This is a genomic window from Pollutimonas nitritireducens, assembly GCF_002849615.1.
In the GTDB taxonomy this organism is placed as follows: Bacteria; Pseudomonadota; Gammaproteobacteria; order Burkholderiales; family Burkholderiaceae_B; genus Pollutimonas; species Pollutimonas nitritireducens.
This window is the reverse complement of the sequence record NZ_PDNV01000007.1, coordinates 131,443-145,299: the sequence shown is the minus strand read 5'-3', so window position 1 is coordinate 145,299 and position 13,857 is coordinate 131,443. Positions and strand designations below refer to the sequence as shown.

Sequence of the window (13,857 nt, the reverse complement as noted above, 5' to 3'; positions counted from 1 at the left end):
CAATTTTTGCAGAGCGGCATTGGGATCAGCGAGTTGAAGTCGATTTATAACCGATTTATGAATTTTTGACGCACTCTTGCCAGATCTTCAGCCGTATCCACGCCCTGAGCGGGATGGGCGCCCGTAACATGAACCACTATCGAATATCCGTTCTCCAGTGCCCTTAACTGTTCCAGCGATTCGTAGGTTTCCAGGGGTCCGGGCGGAATGGATGAAAACCGTACGAGGAAAGCCACGCGGTACGCATACAGGCCGATGTGGTGCAAGGCGGGAATGCCGGGGGCCAGGAGTCGAGCGCCGTCTGCCAATGCGTCGCGTGCCCAAGGCACGGGAGCACGCGAGAAATACAGAGCGCGCCGGGCGCTCGTGCACACGACTTTCACCACGTTGGGATTGAAGAATGCACCGGCATCCAGTATGGGAGTAGCACAAGTGGCGATGGCTGCGTCCGGTTGCGCAGCAAGCAGTTGCGCAACCTGATCGATAAGTGCTGGATCGATCAGTGGTTCATCACCCTGGACATTGACTACGATGGCGTCTGGCTCCAGCCCCAGCAGCCCGGCGACTTCAGCCAACCGGTCTGTGCCGGTGGCATGATCGGCGCGGGTCAACAGCGCCTCGAAACCGTTCTGCTGCACGGCAAGCTGAATACGCAGATCGTCGGTGGCGACCACCACGCGGCTTGCGCCGGATAAGGAGGCCTGCTCGGCGGTGCGTACTACCATGGGTTTTCCGCCGATATCGAGCAATGGCTTATCAGGCAGTCGGGTCGACGCGGCTCGCGCGGGAATGACAACGATAAAACTCATGTGCTCAAGTCGCGTCGTTGGTATTCGACGCTATCGGCAGCAGTTCCCTGGCTTCACTTTCTAGCATGACGGGTATTCCATCTTTAATGGGGAAGGCAAGTTTATCGGCGCGGCAAATGAGCTCCTGCTGTTCACGGTCGTGATGCAAGGGCCCCTTGCAGAGTGGGCAGACCAGTACTTCGAGCAGGCGGGATTCCATGGAGGCTCCATAATCAATGGATTAAAAGACAGAGTTTAATGCTTGCCGCGCTGTGCAGCCATCGTCTGCTTTTTGGCGGCAATGAACCGCAGCATTTGATCCATCGAGTCCAGCCAGTCGGGGTCTGAAAACGTTGGCACCGGGTGCACCACCCACAAACGCGGGTCGTTGAAACGTTCGCACTTGACGGCGTCCTTGGGCGTGATAAGGATATGGGGCGACGTCAAATCGGTGAATGGCGACGTTTCATAGGGATCGTGGTCGGGAAGCTCGCACGCGCGATCCAGAGTGATGCCGGCAGCCCGCAACATCGAGAAAAAGCGCTCCGGCTGCCCAATGGCGGCGACGGCGCTGATTGGCCCTGCGCCGTGCCGCGCGTGCCATGAAGCCCAGTCCAGTGACGCCCCGGTAACGAGGTGGGTAACCGTGTCGGGGGTCAGCCGCATGCTGAGTTGCCGAGCCATGCTCGCGATGCCAGCCGGTGGGGTCAGATCGTCATGAAGATTGCTGATCAGATAATCCACGGACTGAAGGCGCGAAGCCGGTTCACGTAGAGGTCCGGCGGGCATGACGCGGCCGTTGCCGATACCGCGGGCATCCTGGACGACTATTTCGATATCGCGGCCGAGTACGAGGTGCTGCAGGCCATCGTCGGCAATCACGATGTTGACCTCCGGGTAGCTTTTCTGGAGTCGCTTGATGGCCAGCACCCGGCTGGGATGCACGGAAACCGGGACCATGGTGGTGCGTGCGATTAATGCCGGCTCGTCTCCGAATTCCGTGGCGGCCAAGTTGCCGGTGCCAGCCCTGGCCTGGTCTCCAACCTTGACGCCGTAGCCGCGGCTGATTACGCCGGGGCGCCAGCCCCGTTCTTGAAGCGCCTTTATAAGCGCTATGACAACCGGCGTTTTTCCCGTGCCGCCCAGGTAAATATTGCCGACCACGACCACAGGCAAGCGGCTGTGATACACCAGATCCGGACGACGCTGATAACGCCGGCGCTTGTAGGCGGTCGCCGCCAGCACCGGAAGGGATAAAGGCAAAAGGGCGGTACTCAATAGCCCTTTACGCTGCCAGGCCTTGTGGAGTGTGCGACTGATGAAGGCTGGTGTTATCAAGGGGGGCTCTGAGTGGCGAAATTGACGCGCGAAATTCCGGCGATGCGCGCCGCTTCCATGACACGCACGACCGATTCATGGCTGGTTTGGGCGTCGGCATTGATGACCAGGACAACCTCCTTCAAGTCCTCGGCGCTCGAACGCAGGGCTTGGGCCAGGTCCTGCGTCGTGTTATCGGATAATAGTTGTCCATTCAATGCATACAGGCCTTCCTGGCTGATTGCTATATTGAGGGCATCCGGCTCGACCGCATCGGCATGGGCTTCGGGTAACGCGACCTTGATTTGGTTGAAGCGCGTGAACGACGTGGTTGCCGCGAGGAAGATCAGGATGACCAGCAACACGTCGATCAGCGGGATCAGGTTGATCTCGGGCTCGTCATCAGCGTGTCGACTCCTGAAGTTCATTGGATTGCTCCGCGGCTGACCAACCGATCCAGCACATTGGCCTCGCGCTCCATCTGATGCAGGAAGTGGTCGACGCGCGACCGGAAATAACGATGGAAAATCAGTGCCGGTATTGCAATGATGATGCCGAACCCCGTGTTGTACAAGGCAATGGAAATGCCGCGCGCCAATTGGGCCGGGTCGCCCCCCGCGGGTGTGTACGAACCGAAAATCTCTATCATGCCAACTACCGTTCCAAATAACCCCATCAGGGGCGCGACGACGGCGATGGTCGCCAAAGCAGGCAGATACCGATTCAGTCTATGGGCCACATCCTTGCCGACGTCTTCGATAGCGGCCTGCCGCACGGTGATTGTCTCATCTTGATTGACAAGCACCTCAGCCAATATTCGCCCCAAGGGCGACGTTCCCGCCATCCGCAGCACCGCTTCGGGGTTATGATTCTTCTGAAGCAGCAGATCCAGCGCTTGTCCAGGCAGGCGCCGCGGCAGGACGAGTCCGCTGCGTAGTGAAAGGAATCGTTCGATTATCAAGGCCAGCCCAAGAACAGAGGTCGCCACCAACAGCCATATGGGCCAGCCGGCCGCGTGAATGATTTCCAGCAAGATATTCTCCGTGCGCGAGTTTCTAGCAGGGCATTTTACAGTTGATAGCGTAGCTGCGGCGCTATTCAGACTGGCCCGGCCAAATGGTCTGATTGTGCGGCCTCGCGCTTCGACACAGCGTAAAAAGCTTATGGCAAGCGGTTGCTGGTACCGGCCCACCTGGAAGCTGGCTAGTAACGTGGATATCCGTTATATGCCTCCCCCAAACGGCCAGGAACTCTGGAAAGATATAGGACAAACGGCGCGTGCTGGGCGTTTGCCGAAGGTATCCACAGAAACTGTGGATAATTCTGTGTATAACCTCGCCGACAGCCGCTTGTTTGTGGGTCTCAAGGTTCAATGGGCAATTACCGCTCATTTTCTAGGGTTTTTAAATTTTCTTTAAAATCAACGTCCTATCTATTTTGTTTAACCTGCTTTCGCATCTTTGTGCCCAATCGGCTTGATATTTCATTCATTTGACAAACGCCCGAAGATTGTGGACAGAAGCGGATTCAAATCGGATTTTTCTATGTTTTCAACCGGTTCAACCTTCGCAGAAGATGGCATTTGGTCGGTCAGTCAGCTGAACCGCCGCGTGGCACAATTACTGGAAGGGAATTTCTCCCGAATCTGGGTCAGAGGCGAGATTTCCAACTTTACTCAGGCCAGCTCGGGGCATTGGTACTTTTCCATAAAGGATGAGGGCGCCGCCGTGAAGGCTGTCATGTTTCGCGGCCGTGCAATGGCCGTGGGATTTGTGCCCAAGCCCGGCGAACGATTTGAATTTCGGGTCAATGTGACGCTTTACGAACCGCGCGGCGACTATCAGCTGCAAGTGGAAAGCATGCGACGCGCGGGTCGAGGGGATTTACACGAAGCGTTCATGCTACTGAAAGAAAAGCTGGCAGCGGAAGGTCTTTTCGATAATGATCGGAAGCGGCCGATCAAGGCGATGCCCGTGGCCGTGGGTGTGATCACTTCAATGGCCGCTGCGGCACTGCGCGATGTTTTGACCGCACTGGCTCGCAGGGCGCCGCATATTTCCGTCGTCATTTATCCGGCACCTGTGCAGGGTGCCGCCGCGGCGGGCAAGCTGGTGCAAGCGCTCCAGCAGGCGATCGCGCGGAATGAAGTCGACACCTTGTTGCTGGTGCGTGGTGGGGGCAGCCTGGAAGATCTGTGGAGCTTCAACGATGAGACGCTGGCGCGGACAGTCGCCGCCAGCCCCATACCAATCATCTGCGGGGTGGGGCATGAAACCGACTTCACCATTGCAGACTTTGTTGCAGACTTGCGGGCACCTACTCCAACGGCGGCCGCCGAGTTGAGCTGTCGAACCCGGGATGCCTGTCTTGCGCAAGTGGATGCCACCTTCAATGCATTGACGCTCAGGCACCACCGTTTGCTGGAACGTGCTGCCTTGCGACTGGATAGGGCCGTGGCCGGCCTGGTCTCACCTCAACAGCGCCTGCAACATCAGAACGAGCGCCTGCAAGCGTTGAAGAATAGGTTGGCGCGAGCCGCTGTCGCGCCTCAACAGCGCCACGCGGCCTGCCTGACGCTTGCGAAAGCCAGGCTTGTGCATGCCCAGCCCCGGCTGAACGAGTTACGTGTGCATGTGGACAGGCAGGCGCAACGGCTTGCGGATTCGGCCCAGCGCCGCCTGGAGCTGCAGCGTCAAAGGCTGGCCGCTGCCACACAGACGCTGCAGGCTCTCAGTCCCCATCAGATACTCGGACGGGGCTATGCCATAGTCCGTAACGAAGAGGGGAAAATCATTAAAAATGCGGTAGACTTGAGCGTTGGCGAACAGCTCGGCGTTGAGCTTGGTCAAGGCCGCTTGAACGTCGGCGTGATACAGATCCACGCTTTGCTTTAACGCCGAATGTCTGCCAAGCACGGCACTGTGCTTCGATTGGTTATTTTTAAGGAATTTTAGACATGGCTTTTACGCTACCCCCACTCCCTTACGCACTCGACGCTCTGGCTCCCCATATTTCCAAGGAAACGCTCGAGTTCCACTATGGAAAGCATCACCAGACATATGTCACCAATCTGAATAATCTCGTTGCCGGCACCGAATTCGAGTCGTCTTCGCTGGAAGAAATCGTCAAAAAGTCATCCGGCGGTGTATTCAATAATGCAGCCCAGGTCTGGAACCATACCTTCTATTGGAACAGCCTCTCCCCCAATGGCGGCGGCGAGCCAACCGGCGACCTCCTGTCGGCCATCAATGGCAAGTGGGGCAGTGTGGATGCCTTCAAAGAAGCCTTCAACAAATCAGCGGCCGGCAACTTCGGTTCAGGCTGGACCTGGCTCGTAAAAAAGCCCGATGGCTCGGTAGATATCGTCAATACCAGCAATGCCGCAACGCCTATCACCACGTCCGACATCCCGCTGCTTACCTGTGACGTCTGGGAGCATGCCTATTACATCGATTACCGCAACGCGCGCCCGAAATACCTGGAAAACTTTTGGAATCTCGTGAACTGGGACTTTGCCGCTTCCAACCTTGCCTGATTGCGCATTAAGCCGGCCCGTCATGCGACCATAGCGTGGACGGCCGGTCCGGAATCTCGAAGCAGGCTCGACGAATGCGCTAACATTAGCCAGACCAGCGGCACGACTCCGTCGCCGCTTTCGGGCCTGTTCATTTCTAGTACTTCTTTCCTTGATTCCGGGTTTAGCCATGACAACTCAAGCTTTCATTTGCGATGCTGTTCGCACACCTTTTGGTCGCTACGGCGGCTCTCTTGCTTCGGTTCGTGCCGATGACCTTGCCGCCGTCCCCCTTAAAGCCTTGATGCAACGCAATCCAGATGTGGATTGGTCCCGCGTCGACGACACGTTGTTCGGTTGCGCCAACCAGGCAGGCGAAGACAATCGCAACGTGGCTCACATGGCAACCTTGCTGGCCGGTTTGCCCATCGAGCTGGCCGGTGCCACCATCAATCGCCTGTGTGGTTCGGGACTCGATGCAATCGGCTCCGCAGCACGCGCCATCCGTTCGGGCGATGCGCAATTCGTCATTGCAGGTGGTGTGGAAAGCATGAGCCGCGCACCATTCGTCATGGGCAAGGCAGATGCCGCATTCTCCCGCAGTGCATCCATCTATGACACCACCATCGGATGGCGTTTCGTCAATAAGTTGATGAAAGCGCAATATGGCGTCGACTCCATGCCGGAAACGGCAGAAAATGTGGCTGACCAGTTCAAGGTATCGCGTGCCGACCAAGACCTTTTTGCCTTGGCCAGCCAAACCAAGACCGCGGCCGCACAGTCCGCCGGTATATTCAAGTCGGAAATCGTCCCGGTACTGATTCCGCAAAAAAAAGGCGACCCTGTCATCGTCGACACCGACGAGCATCCACGTCAGACCACACTTGAAAGCCTCGCACGCCTGAAGCCGGTGGTTCGTCCTGACGGTACTGTGACTGCGGGCAATGCATCAGGCGTGAATGATGGCGCTTGCGGGCTTTTGGTGGCTTCCGAGCCTATGGCGCGCGAGCAGGGCCTTGTGCCTCGTGCGCGAATCGTGGCCATGGCGACAGCCGGAGTCGAGCCACGCATCATGGGCATAGGCCCCGCACCAGCGTCACGGAAAGTGCTGGCGTTGGCTGGCCTGACTATTGATCAAATGGATGTCATTGAACTGAACGAAGCGTTTGCCGCACAGGGGCTGGCCGTCACACGCCTGCTTGGTCTCGACGACAATGATCCACGCGTCAACCCCAACGGTGGCGCCATCGCCCTGGGCCATCCCTTGGGCGCCAGCGGTGCGCGCCTGGCCATTACAGCCGTCAACCAGTTGCATCGCACTGGCGGACGCTATGCCTTGTGCACCATGTGCATAGGAGTAGGCCAGGGTATTGCCGTTATTCTGGAACGCGTATAACCCACTGGTTGGACGGCGCTTATGCGGACGCCGCCACATCCGACGACGGCGGCTAAGGCCGGGGCAGGTTCTTGACTGCAGCCCCGGCTTTCACCTGATGCTGCCGGAACCAACCCTGTTCCATCTCGAGCGCATACACTACCGGTGCCGTCGGGCAATGCGAATCAAGACTGTGGGGCTGCATGTCGGCGATATTCACAATGACGCCCTGGGCATCGATGAATGCAATCGATAAGGCCAGGGGAGTATTCTTCATCCAGAAGCAAGGTGTGCCTACTTCCTGGAATACGAACAGCATGCCCTGATCGCGCGGAAGGGTTTGCCGTTGCATCAAACCGCGGGAGCGGCTTTCGTCTGTGGCGGCAATTTCCGCGCTGACGGAATGCGTGCCTACAATCAATTGCGCGGTGGGCAGCAACATGGCTTGCCCCATTGCGGGTGCCGACATCAGGCCGAGTGATGCCAATGCCACGAAGGTGCGAAAAAAAACAGGGCCCAAAAGCCCTGTTAACAGATAAAATTTATGCATTGTTATTAGAAGCAAACCCGGTTGTTGAGCGAGATCAGGCAGCCGTAATATTAAGTGCTTGTTTGCCTTTCGGCCCTTGGGCAATTTCAAAGGCGACTTTTTGACCTTCTTTCAGGGTTTTAAAGCCGTTCATCTGGATGGATGAAAAATGTGCGAAAAGGTCTTCGCCCCCGTTGTCAGGGGTAATAAAGCCGAAACCCTTCGCATCATTGAACCATTTGACGGTTCCTGTCAGCTTTTGGGTGTCTCCCTGTGCAGAGGTTGCGGTTGTATCAGACATACGGACTGCCTCTCGACTATAGTATAGGGTTAAAACTTGACTACAAGGGTTAGCTTAAGCCTGCTAGATTCTGGCATACAAGTACCATCTTTCAGTTGTCAGAATATCAAGATAATGCGCAATTTCTGCTTAGCTCGTCAACTATGGAAACCACTAGTATTGTCATGGCTACTCAAACCGAAAACCAGCACGACACCGTCCTGGATCGTCAAGCGGCGAAGCTTGCACCGCCGCCCATGTACCAGGTGGTGTTGCTGAACGACGATTACACGCCCATGGACTTTGTCGTGGTCGTGTTGCAGCGCATTTTTGGAAAAACAGAAGACGAAGCGGCACGCATAATGCTGAAGGTGCATCATGAAGGGCGCGGGGTTTGCGGTGTGTACCCTCGCGATATCGCTGCCACTCGCGTTGAAATGGTTCGTCAATTTGCGCATGCGCGTCAACACCCCTTGCAATGCGTGATGGAGCCCGCACCTGAAGCTTGACGCCATACCTGTTGCGTCGGCCCACAGGGGGCTGCACAAGAGGCAATAAGTACATGTATAGTAAGGTTATCGGCGGTTTTTTTGATGCCGGCCGGTCACAGTAAGATAACTCTTTTATTAATGTTGATACGCAAGGTCGATTTAGTCATAGAATAAGATTTATCGAATTGTTTGTCCGCTCCGATATGTATGGAGGAAGCGTGATTTCCGAAGAACTTGAAGTCAGCCTGCACATGGCCTTTGTCGAGGCCCGCACTGCGCGACACGAATTTATTACCGTAGAGCATTTACTGCTCTCCTTGCTCGACAACGCCGCCGCTGCCGAGGTACTGCGCGCCTGCTCGGCCAATATTGACGTCTTGCGTCAAGAACTTCGCAAGTTCATCAATGAAAACACGCCGGTCTTCCCTGGCGAGGACGAGGTCGACACGCAACCCACTCTGGGTTTCCAGCGTGTGATTCAACGCGCCATCATGCACGTCTCGTCCGGAAATTCCAACAAAAACACCGTCACGGGCGCCAATGTGCTGGTCGCCATGTACGGAGAGAAAGACTCCCACGCCGTGTATTTCCTGCAGCAGCAGGGCGTCACGCGCCTCGACGTCGTCAATTTTCTTTCGCATGGCATCACCAAGGTCAGCGAAGAACCCGCAGCCGAGCCCGCCAAGGCGCAAGCGATCGAAGCCGAGCCGAAGTCCGACCAACAGAAATCACCACTCGAACTCTACGCAACCGACCTCAACGCCGAGGCGCGCCATGGCCGCATCGATCCGCTGATAGGGCGCGAACACGAAGTTGAACGCGTTATCCAGGTATTATGCCGTCGCCGCAAGAACAATCCCTTGCTGGTCGGTGAAGCCGGTGTTGGGAAAACAGCCATCGCCGAAGGTCTGGCGTGGCGCATCACCCAAGGTGATGTGCCTGAAATCCTGGCCAGCGCCGAGGTCTATGCGCTGGACATGGGCGCATTGCTCGCCGGTACCAAGTATCGGGGCGATTTCGAGCAACGCCTGAAGGGGGTCTTGAAGTCGCTGAAGGACAACACGCACGCCATACTCTTCATCGATGAAATCCATACGTTGATCGGCGCCGGGTCAGCGTCGGGGGGCACGCTCGACGCGTCCAACCTGCTCAAGCCGGCTCTCTCGTCGGGCCAACTCAAATGCATGGGTGCCACGACGTACAACGAGTACCGCGGTATTTTTGAAAAAGACCACGCTCTGTCGCGCCGCTTTCAGAAAATTGACGTGGCTGAACCCACCGTTGAGCAGACCATCCAGATTCTCCGCGGCCTGAAAGGGCACTTCGAAGCGCACCACGGTGTCCGCTACTCGGCAGCCGCCATCACTGCTGCAGCTGAACTCGCCGCACGCCACATCAATGATCGCTTTCTACCCGACAAGGCCATCGACGTCATTGACGAGGCGGGCGCAGCCCAAAGGCTGTTGCCGCGCTCGCGTCAAAAGAAGGTCATTGGCAAGGCCGAGGTACAGGCCACGGTCGCCAAAATCGCTCGCATACCGCCGCAAAGCGTATCCAACGATGATCGCAACAAGCTGGCTACGCTTGAGCGCGATCTGAAAACCGTGGTTTTTGGTCAGGATGCCGCCATCGAGGCGCTGGCCGCCGCAATAAAAATGGCGCGTTCCGGGCTGGGGCGGCCAGACAAACCGATCGGGTCTTTCCTGTTCTCAGGTCCAACTGGTGTGGGGAAAACAGAAGTTGCGCGGCAATTGGCCTTTGTGCTGGGTATCGAGTTGCTGCGGTTCGACATGTCCGAGTACATGGAACGTCACACCGTGTCGCGCCTCATCGGCGCTCCTCCCGGGTACGTCGGGTTCGACCAGGGTGGCCTGCTTACCGAAGCCATCAGCAAGCAGCCGCATTGCGTGCTGCTGCTGGATGAAATCGAAAAGGCACATCCAGACGTCTACAACATCCTCTTGCAAGTAATGGACCACGGCACGCTTACCGACAACAATGGTCGCAAGTCCGACTTCCGCAACGTCATTCTGGTCATGACCACGAACGCAGGGGCCGAGGCGCTCAATCGGAGCACCATCGGTTTCGCCGCACCTGCCCGTACGGGTGATGAAATGGCCGATATCAAGCGCTTGTTCACGCCCGAGTTCCGGAACCGGCTGGATGCGATCATTGGTTTCACGCCGTTGTCGCGCGAGATCATCATGCGTGTGGTCGATAAGTTCCTCATGCAGCTTGAAGATCAGTTGCACGAAAAACGTGTCGATGTCGTGTTCTCGCAACCACTGCGCGAACACCTCGCAAAAGAGGGTTTCGATCCGGCCATGGGTGCCCGACCTATGCAAAGGCTCATCCAAGACACCATTCGCCGTGCGTTGGCTGACGAGCTTCTATTCGGTCGCCTGGCCGATGGCGGTCATGTCGTGGTGGGCCTTGATCAAGACGGCAAGGTTGAACTGACCTTCTCCAAGCCTGAAAAACTAAATAAGTCTAACCATGCATCGCCATCACACCCGGAACCTGAGCTTGTCGATTGATGGGTGAAGGTCCGGTCGTTGCCTGCCATCACTGCGCAACACTGCACGAACGCACGCCCCTGGAACCGGGCGCGTTGGCCAAGTGCACGCGTTGCGGCTATGTCTTGTACCGATTCAGCGCAGTTCCGGTTTCGGGCTGGTTGGCGATGGTCACGGGGGCCTTGGTCATATTCGCCATCGCCAACTATTTCCCAGTCGCGATCCTGAACATGCAGGGACAGACGGTAAAGGCATCGTTTCCCGGCGCCTTATGGTTGACATGGATACAAGGCCACGAAGTTCTGGCCATCATGACGGGCCTGTTCGGTTTCTGGCTCCCATTTTCCCAACTGACAGTGTTATTGTGGGCCTTGATGTCCATCCGCTCCGGGCGGCTTCCGGGTGATTTCCGGTATGGCATGCGCTTCCTGCACATGCTTGCACCATGGAGCAACATGATCCCCGTGTTGATGCTGGGCATGTTGGTCGCGATGGTCAAGTTCGCGGGTCTCGCGACCCTGGCTCCGGGTCCGGGCCTATGGGCTTTCGCGCTTCTGGCTTTCCTTCTTACGGGCCTGAGCCGTGTCACCGCCGAGCGCTTGTGGCGCTATGCCGAAGATGCCGGGGTGGTGCTTGTTTCCCGGCCGGATCTTTCCGACAGCAGGCTGGTGGCATCATGCGGTGCCTGTGGATTTGTCCAGAATCTGCTGCCTGACCAAGACGCCTGCGCGTGCTCCCGGTGCCGTGCCCCCATCCATACGCGCAAACCCAACGAGACATCGCGGGTCTGGGCCTTGCTTATTGCGGCCAGCATTATTTACATACCCGCCAACATCCTGCCGGTCATGCATGTACGCACTGCAGCCGGCGATGGTGCGCACACGATATTGGGCGGGGTGTTGGAGCTTTGGTATCTCGGCTCCTGGGACCTTGCCCTTATAGTTTTCGTCGCCAGCGTCGTAGTCCCCATGACCAAATTGTTGGCCTTGATGGTGCTCATGCTGAACCGCCGATGGCGGGGCCCTAGAATCCAGCGCCAGCGTACCCGTCTCTACGAGCTCGTCGAATTCATCGGGCAATGGTCCATGCTGGACGTATTCGTGGTGGTGGTTATGTCGGCCATGGCGAATTTTCCGGGTATATCGCAAGTCATCGCTGGGCCGGGTGCGGCAAGCTTTGGGCTGGTGGTCATACTCACGATGTTGGCGGCAATGAGCTATGATCCGCGTCACGGTTGGGACCGGCAGACCGAAAAACAACGGTCCCGCGCGAAATATTGGCGACGTGACTCCTCCGGGCAGGCGGCGTCCGGCACAACGCAGTCTTAAGAGAATCGTATGACCGACCATCCACCGGTGCCTGACTCACCCACGACACCGCCCGGCGAGCCGGCCCGCGACAGCGGGCCCGTACGCACTGTGTCGGACTTACCCAAGCCTGATATCAAGCCGCCGCGAGAAGCACGTTTTTCCTGGATATGGCTGGTCCCGCTCGTTGCTGCCTTGGTCGGCCTGTCCCTGCTGGTACGCGACTGGATGCATACTGGTCCGACCGTTACCATCAGCTTCGAGTCCGCAGACGGCCTCGAGGTGGGTCAAACCAAAGTTCGCTACAAAGACGTGGTCGTCGGCGAAGTTACCGATATCAAGGTGGCCCCTGACCGCACGAAAGTCCTTGTTGACGCTCAACTGAACCGTGAAGGTTCCTCGTATATCACGCAGGAGGGCACCCGTTTTTGGGTGGTACGCCCGCGCCTGGGCATCAGCGGCGTCTCGGGCCTCGGGACATTGCTTTCAGGCGCTTATATCGGTGTTGACGCCGTACCGGATGACAAGGTCGATGAAGACGCGGAACGGGTCTACGACTTCACCGGACTGGAAAAGCCACCCGAGATAGCCAGTGGACGTCCAGGCACCCGTTTCACACTGCTGGCTTCCGATCTCGGCTCCCTTGAAATTGGCTCGCCGGTTTATTATCGGCGTATCGAGGTGGGCCAGGTGGTGGGCTACGATCTCGACGAAAGCGGAAGAGGCGTCGCTATCCAGGTTTTTGTCGATAGACCGAACGACAAGTTTGTAACCCAGAACACACGGTTCTGGAATGCCAGCGGCATCAACGTTTCCCTGAGTGCTGACGGCTTTAATGTGCAAACCGGCTCCATTGTTTCGGTCATGGCAGGAGGGGTCGCATTTGCGGCGCCCGGCGACGGTGCACACGGGGAACCTGCAGGTTCTGACCATGTTTTCACGCTCGCCGATACACAGGTCCGTGCGATGGCAGATCCCGATGGATTGCCCATGAGCATCGAATTGAAGTTCAGGCAATCCGTTCGCGGCTTGAAGGTCGGGGCGCCCATCGAGTTTCGCGGATTGGAGCTGGGAAAGGTGGTCGACATCGACCTTGAGTTCGATGTAAAGGACAAAGCCTTTTACGCTCTCGTAAAGGGCGAACTCTACCCCTTGCGCTTCGGTTCTGCCTACCAGAATGTAATCCAGCTTGATCCCGCCGCGAAAGAGCCCGGCCTGGTGTTGTTGCGATTCATGATCGAACGTGGGTTGCGTGCGCAAATGCGAGCGGCCAATCTACTCACAGGCCAGCAGTATGTCGCCCTTGAGTTCTACCCGGATGCCGAACCCGTTGTCCTTGATCGCAAGTCGTCACCCATGGAGCTGCCGACCATTGCGGGCGATTTCGATCGGCTGCAACAACAGATCAGCAGCATTGTCGCCAAGATCGACACCATTCCGTTCGAAGGTATCGGTACCGATCTACGAGCGAGCCTCAAATCGGTCACCAAACTGGTCGACGGCCTCGACGACAAGGTCACACCGCAAGCCAACGCTGTGCTCAAGGCGGCCCGGAGCTCCCTGGCGCGCGTGGATAAATTGCTGGCGCCTAATTCAACCATGAACGAGAACATCGAAGGTAGCTTGCGCGAGCTGACCGCCGCAGCGAAGTCCTTGCGTGCGTTGGCCGATTATCTGCAAACCAACCCTACGGCGATCTTGCGTGGCCCCGCCCGCGATCCCGTACCCGTCAGTCCTTAG

The 13,857-nt window shown here is 57.4% G+C and carries 15 protein-coding genes; 8 read left to right on the top strand and 7 right to left on the bottom strand.

Annotated features, from left to right (window positions below; all coding sequences use genetic code 11):
- Positions 1-44: 44 nt before the first annotated feature.
- From kdsB to CR155_RS12060, 5 genes are read right to left on the bottom strand one after another with little or no spacing between them, the layout of a single operon-like run.
- Positions 45-809, bottom strand: a complete 765-nt coding sequence (kdsB, locus tag CR155_RS12080) for a 3-deoxy-manno-octulosonate cytidylyltransferase (RefSeq protein WP_102070286.1) — start codon at positions 807-809, stop codon at positions 45-47.
- Positions 810-813: 4 nt separating this feature from the next.
- Entirely contained in the window at positions 814-1,008 is a 195-nt protein-coding gene (locus CR155_RS12075; protein WP_102070285.1) for a Trm112 family protein, read from the bottom strand.
- Positions 1,009-1,043: 35 nt separating this feature from the next.
- Positions 1,044-2,126 carry a tetraacyldisaccharide 4'-kinase gene (gene lpxK / locus CR155_RS12070; protein ID WP_233214209.1) on the bottom strand — a complete coding sequence of 361 codons (1,083 nt, stop codon included), beginning with the start codon at positions 2,124-2,126 and terminating at the stop codon, positions 1,044-1,046.
- The gene (locus tag CR155_RS12065; RefSeq protein ID WP_102070284.1) at positions 2,123-2,533 is read right to left on the bottom strand and encodes an ExbD/TolR family protein; all 411 of its coding nucleotides are present in this window, start codon (positions 2,531-2,533) and stop codon (positions 2,123-2,125) included. Before CR155_RS12065 ends, lpxK begins: the two co-directional genes overlap by 4 nt.
- On the bottom strand, positions 2,530-3,138 hold the full coding sequence (locus CR155_RS12060; protein WP_102070283.1) for a MotA/TolQ/ExbB proton channel family protein: 609 nt from the start codon (positions 3,136-3,138) through the stop codon (positions 2,530-2,532). The genes CR155_RS12065 and CR155_RS12060 overlap by 4 nt, the downstream gene beginning before the upstream one ends.
- Between CR155_RS12060 and CR155_RS12055 the strand changes: the two genes are divergently transcribed.
- The 4 genes from CR155_RS12055 to pcaF all read left to right on the top strand — a co-directional run bounded on the left by CR155_RS12055 (position 3,125) and on the right by pcaF (position 7,015).
- Positions 3,125-3,523 carry a hypothetical protein gene (locus CR155_RS12055; RefSeq protein WP_102070282.1) on the top strand — a complete coding sequence of 133 codons (399 nt, stop codon included), beginning with the start codon at positions 3,125-3,127 and terminating at the stop codon, positions 3,521-3,523. The two genes, CR155_RS12060 and CR155_RS12055, sit on opposite strands and share 14 nt — an antisense overlap.
- A 126-nt stretch (positions 3,524-3,649) precedes the next feature.
- Positions 3,650-4,999 (top strand): exodeoxyribonuclease VII large subunit, encoded by a 1,350-nt coding sequence (xseA, locus tag CR155_RS12050; RefSeq protein ID WP_102070281.1) that lies wholly within the window; start codon positions 3,650-3,652, stop codon positions 4,997-4,999.
- Positions 5,000-5,061: 62 nt separating this feature from the next.
- Positions 5,062-5,640 (top strand): superoxide dismutase [Fe], encoded by a 579-nt coding sequence (sodB, locus tag CR155_RS12045; protein ID WP_102070280.1) that lies wholly within the window; start codon positions 5,062-5,064, stop codon positions 5,638-5,640.
- Positions 5,641-5,809: 169 nt separating this feature from the next.
- Positions 5,810-7,015, top strand: a complete 1,206-nt coding sequence (pcaF, locus tag CR155_RS12040; RefSeq protein WP_102070279.1) for a 3-oxoadipyl-CoA thiolase — start codon at positions 5,810-5,812, stop codon at positions 7,013-7,015.
- Positions 7,016-7,067: 52 nt separating this feature from the next.
- Here the strand turns inward: pcaF and CR155_RS12035 are convergent, their stop codons facing one another.
- Positions 7,068-7,487 carry a DUF192 domain-containing protein gene (locus CR155_RS12035; protein ID WP_233214207.1) on the bottom strand — a complete coding sequence of 140 codons (420 nt, stop codon included), beginning with the start codon at positions 7,485-7,487 and terminating at the stop codon, positions 7,068-7,070.
- Positions 7,488-7,578: 91 nt separating this feature from the next.
- Positions 7,579-7,824: a cold-shock protein gene (locus tag CR155_RS12030; protein ID WP_102070277.1), complete on the bottom strand. Its 246-nt coding sequence runs from the start codon at positions 7,822-7,824 to the stop codon at positions 7,579-7,581.
- A gap of 164 nt (positions 7,825-7,988) precedes the next feature.
- Here CR155_RS12030 and clpS point away from each other — a divergent pair, with 164 nt between their 5' ends.
- From clpS to CR155_RS12010, 4 genes are all read left to right on the top strand, one after another.
- Positions 7,989-8,312 carry an ATP-dependent Clp protease adapter ClpS gene (clpS, locus tag CR155_RS12025; protein ID WP_102070276.1) on the top strand — a complete coding sequence of 108 codons (324 nt, stop codon included), beginning with the start codon at positions 7,989-7,991 and terminating at the stop codon, positions 8,310-8,312.
- A 185-nt stretch (positions 8,313-8,497) separates the two neighbouring features.
- Complete coding sequence (clpA, locus tag CR155_RS12020) at positions 8,498-10,831, top strand: ATP-dependent Clp protease ATP-binding subunit ClpA (protein ID WP_233214238.1); 2,334 nt, start codon at positions 8,498-8,500, stop codon at positions 10,829-10,831.
- On the top strand, positions 10,831-12,138 hold the full coding sequence (locus tag CR155_RS12015) for a paraquat-inducible protein A (protein ID WP_102070274.1): 1,308 nt from the start codon (positions 10,831-10,833) through the stop codon (positions 12,136-12,138). Before clpA ends, CR155_RS12015 begins: the two co-directional genes overlap by 1 nt.
- A 9-nt stretch (positions 12,139-12,147) precedes the next feature.
- Positions 12,148-13,857, top strand: coding sequence for a PqiB family protein (locus tag CR155_RS12010; RefSeq protein WP_102070273.1), 1,710 nt, complete (start codon positions 12,148-12,150; stop codon positions 13,855-13,857).

Excerpts from the sequence above, each read along its gene's own strand:
- CR155_RS12015 (WP_102070274.1), top strand. The coding sequence starts at position 10,831 with ATGGGTGAAGGTCCGGTCGTTGCCTGCCATCACTGCGCAACACTGCAC.
- pcaF (WP_102070279.1), top strand. The coding sequence starts at position 5,810 with ATGACAACTCAAGCTTTCATTTGCGATGCTGTTCGCACACCTTTTGGT.
- CR155_RS12075 (WP_102070285.1), bottom strand. The coding sequence starts at position 1,008 with ATGGAATCCCGCCTGCTCGAAGTACTGGTCTGCCCACTCTGCAAGGGG.
- sodB (WP_102070280.1), top strand. The coding sequence starts at position 5,062 with ATGGCTTTTACGCTACCCCCACTCCCTTACGCACTCGACGCTCTGGCT.
- clpS (WP_102070276.1), top strand. The coding sequence starts at position 7,989 with ATGGCTACTCAAACCGAAAACCAGCACGACACCGTCCTGGATCGTCAA.
- xseA (WP_102070281.1), top strand. The coding sequence starts at position 3,650 with ATGTTTTCAACCGGTTCAACCTTCGCAGAAGATGGCATTTGGTCGGTC.
- CR155_RS12030 (WP_102070277.1), bottom strand. The coding sequence starts at position 7,824 with ATGTCTGATACAACCGCAACCTCTGCACAGGGAGACACCCAAAAGCTG.
- clpA (WP_233214238.1), top strand. The coding sequence starts at position 8,498 with ATGTATGGAGGAAGCGTGATTTCCGAAGAACTTGAAGTCAGCCTGCAC.
- kdsB (WP_102070286.1), bottom strand. The coding sequence starts at position 809 with ATGAGTTTTATCGTTGTCATTCCCGCGCGAGCCGCGTCGACCCGACTG.
- CR155_RS12010 (WP_102070273.1), top strand. The coding sequence starts at position 12,148 with ATGACCGACCATCCACCGGTGCCTGACTCACCCACGACACCGCCCGGC.
- CR155_RS12055 (WP_102070282.1), top strand. The coding sequence starts at position 3,125 with ATGATTTCCAGCAAGATATTCTCCGTGCGCGAGTTTCTAGCAGGGCAT.
- CR155_RS12065 (WP_102070284.1), bottom strand. The coding sequence starts at position 2,533 with ATGAACTTCAGGAGTCGACACGCTGATGACGAGCCCGAGATCAACCTG.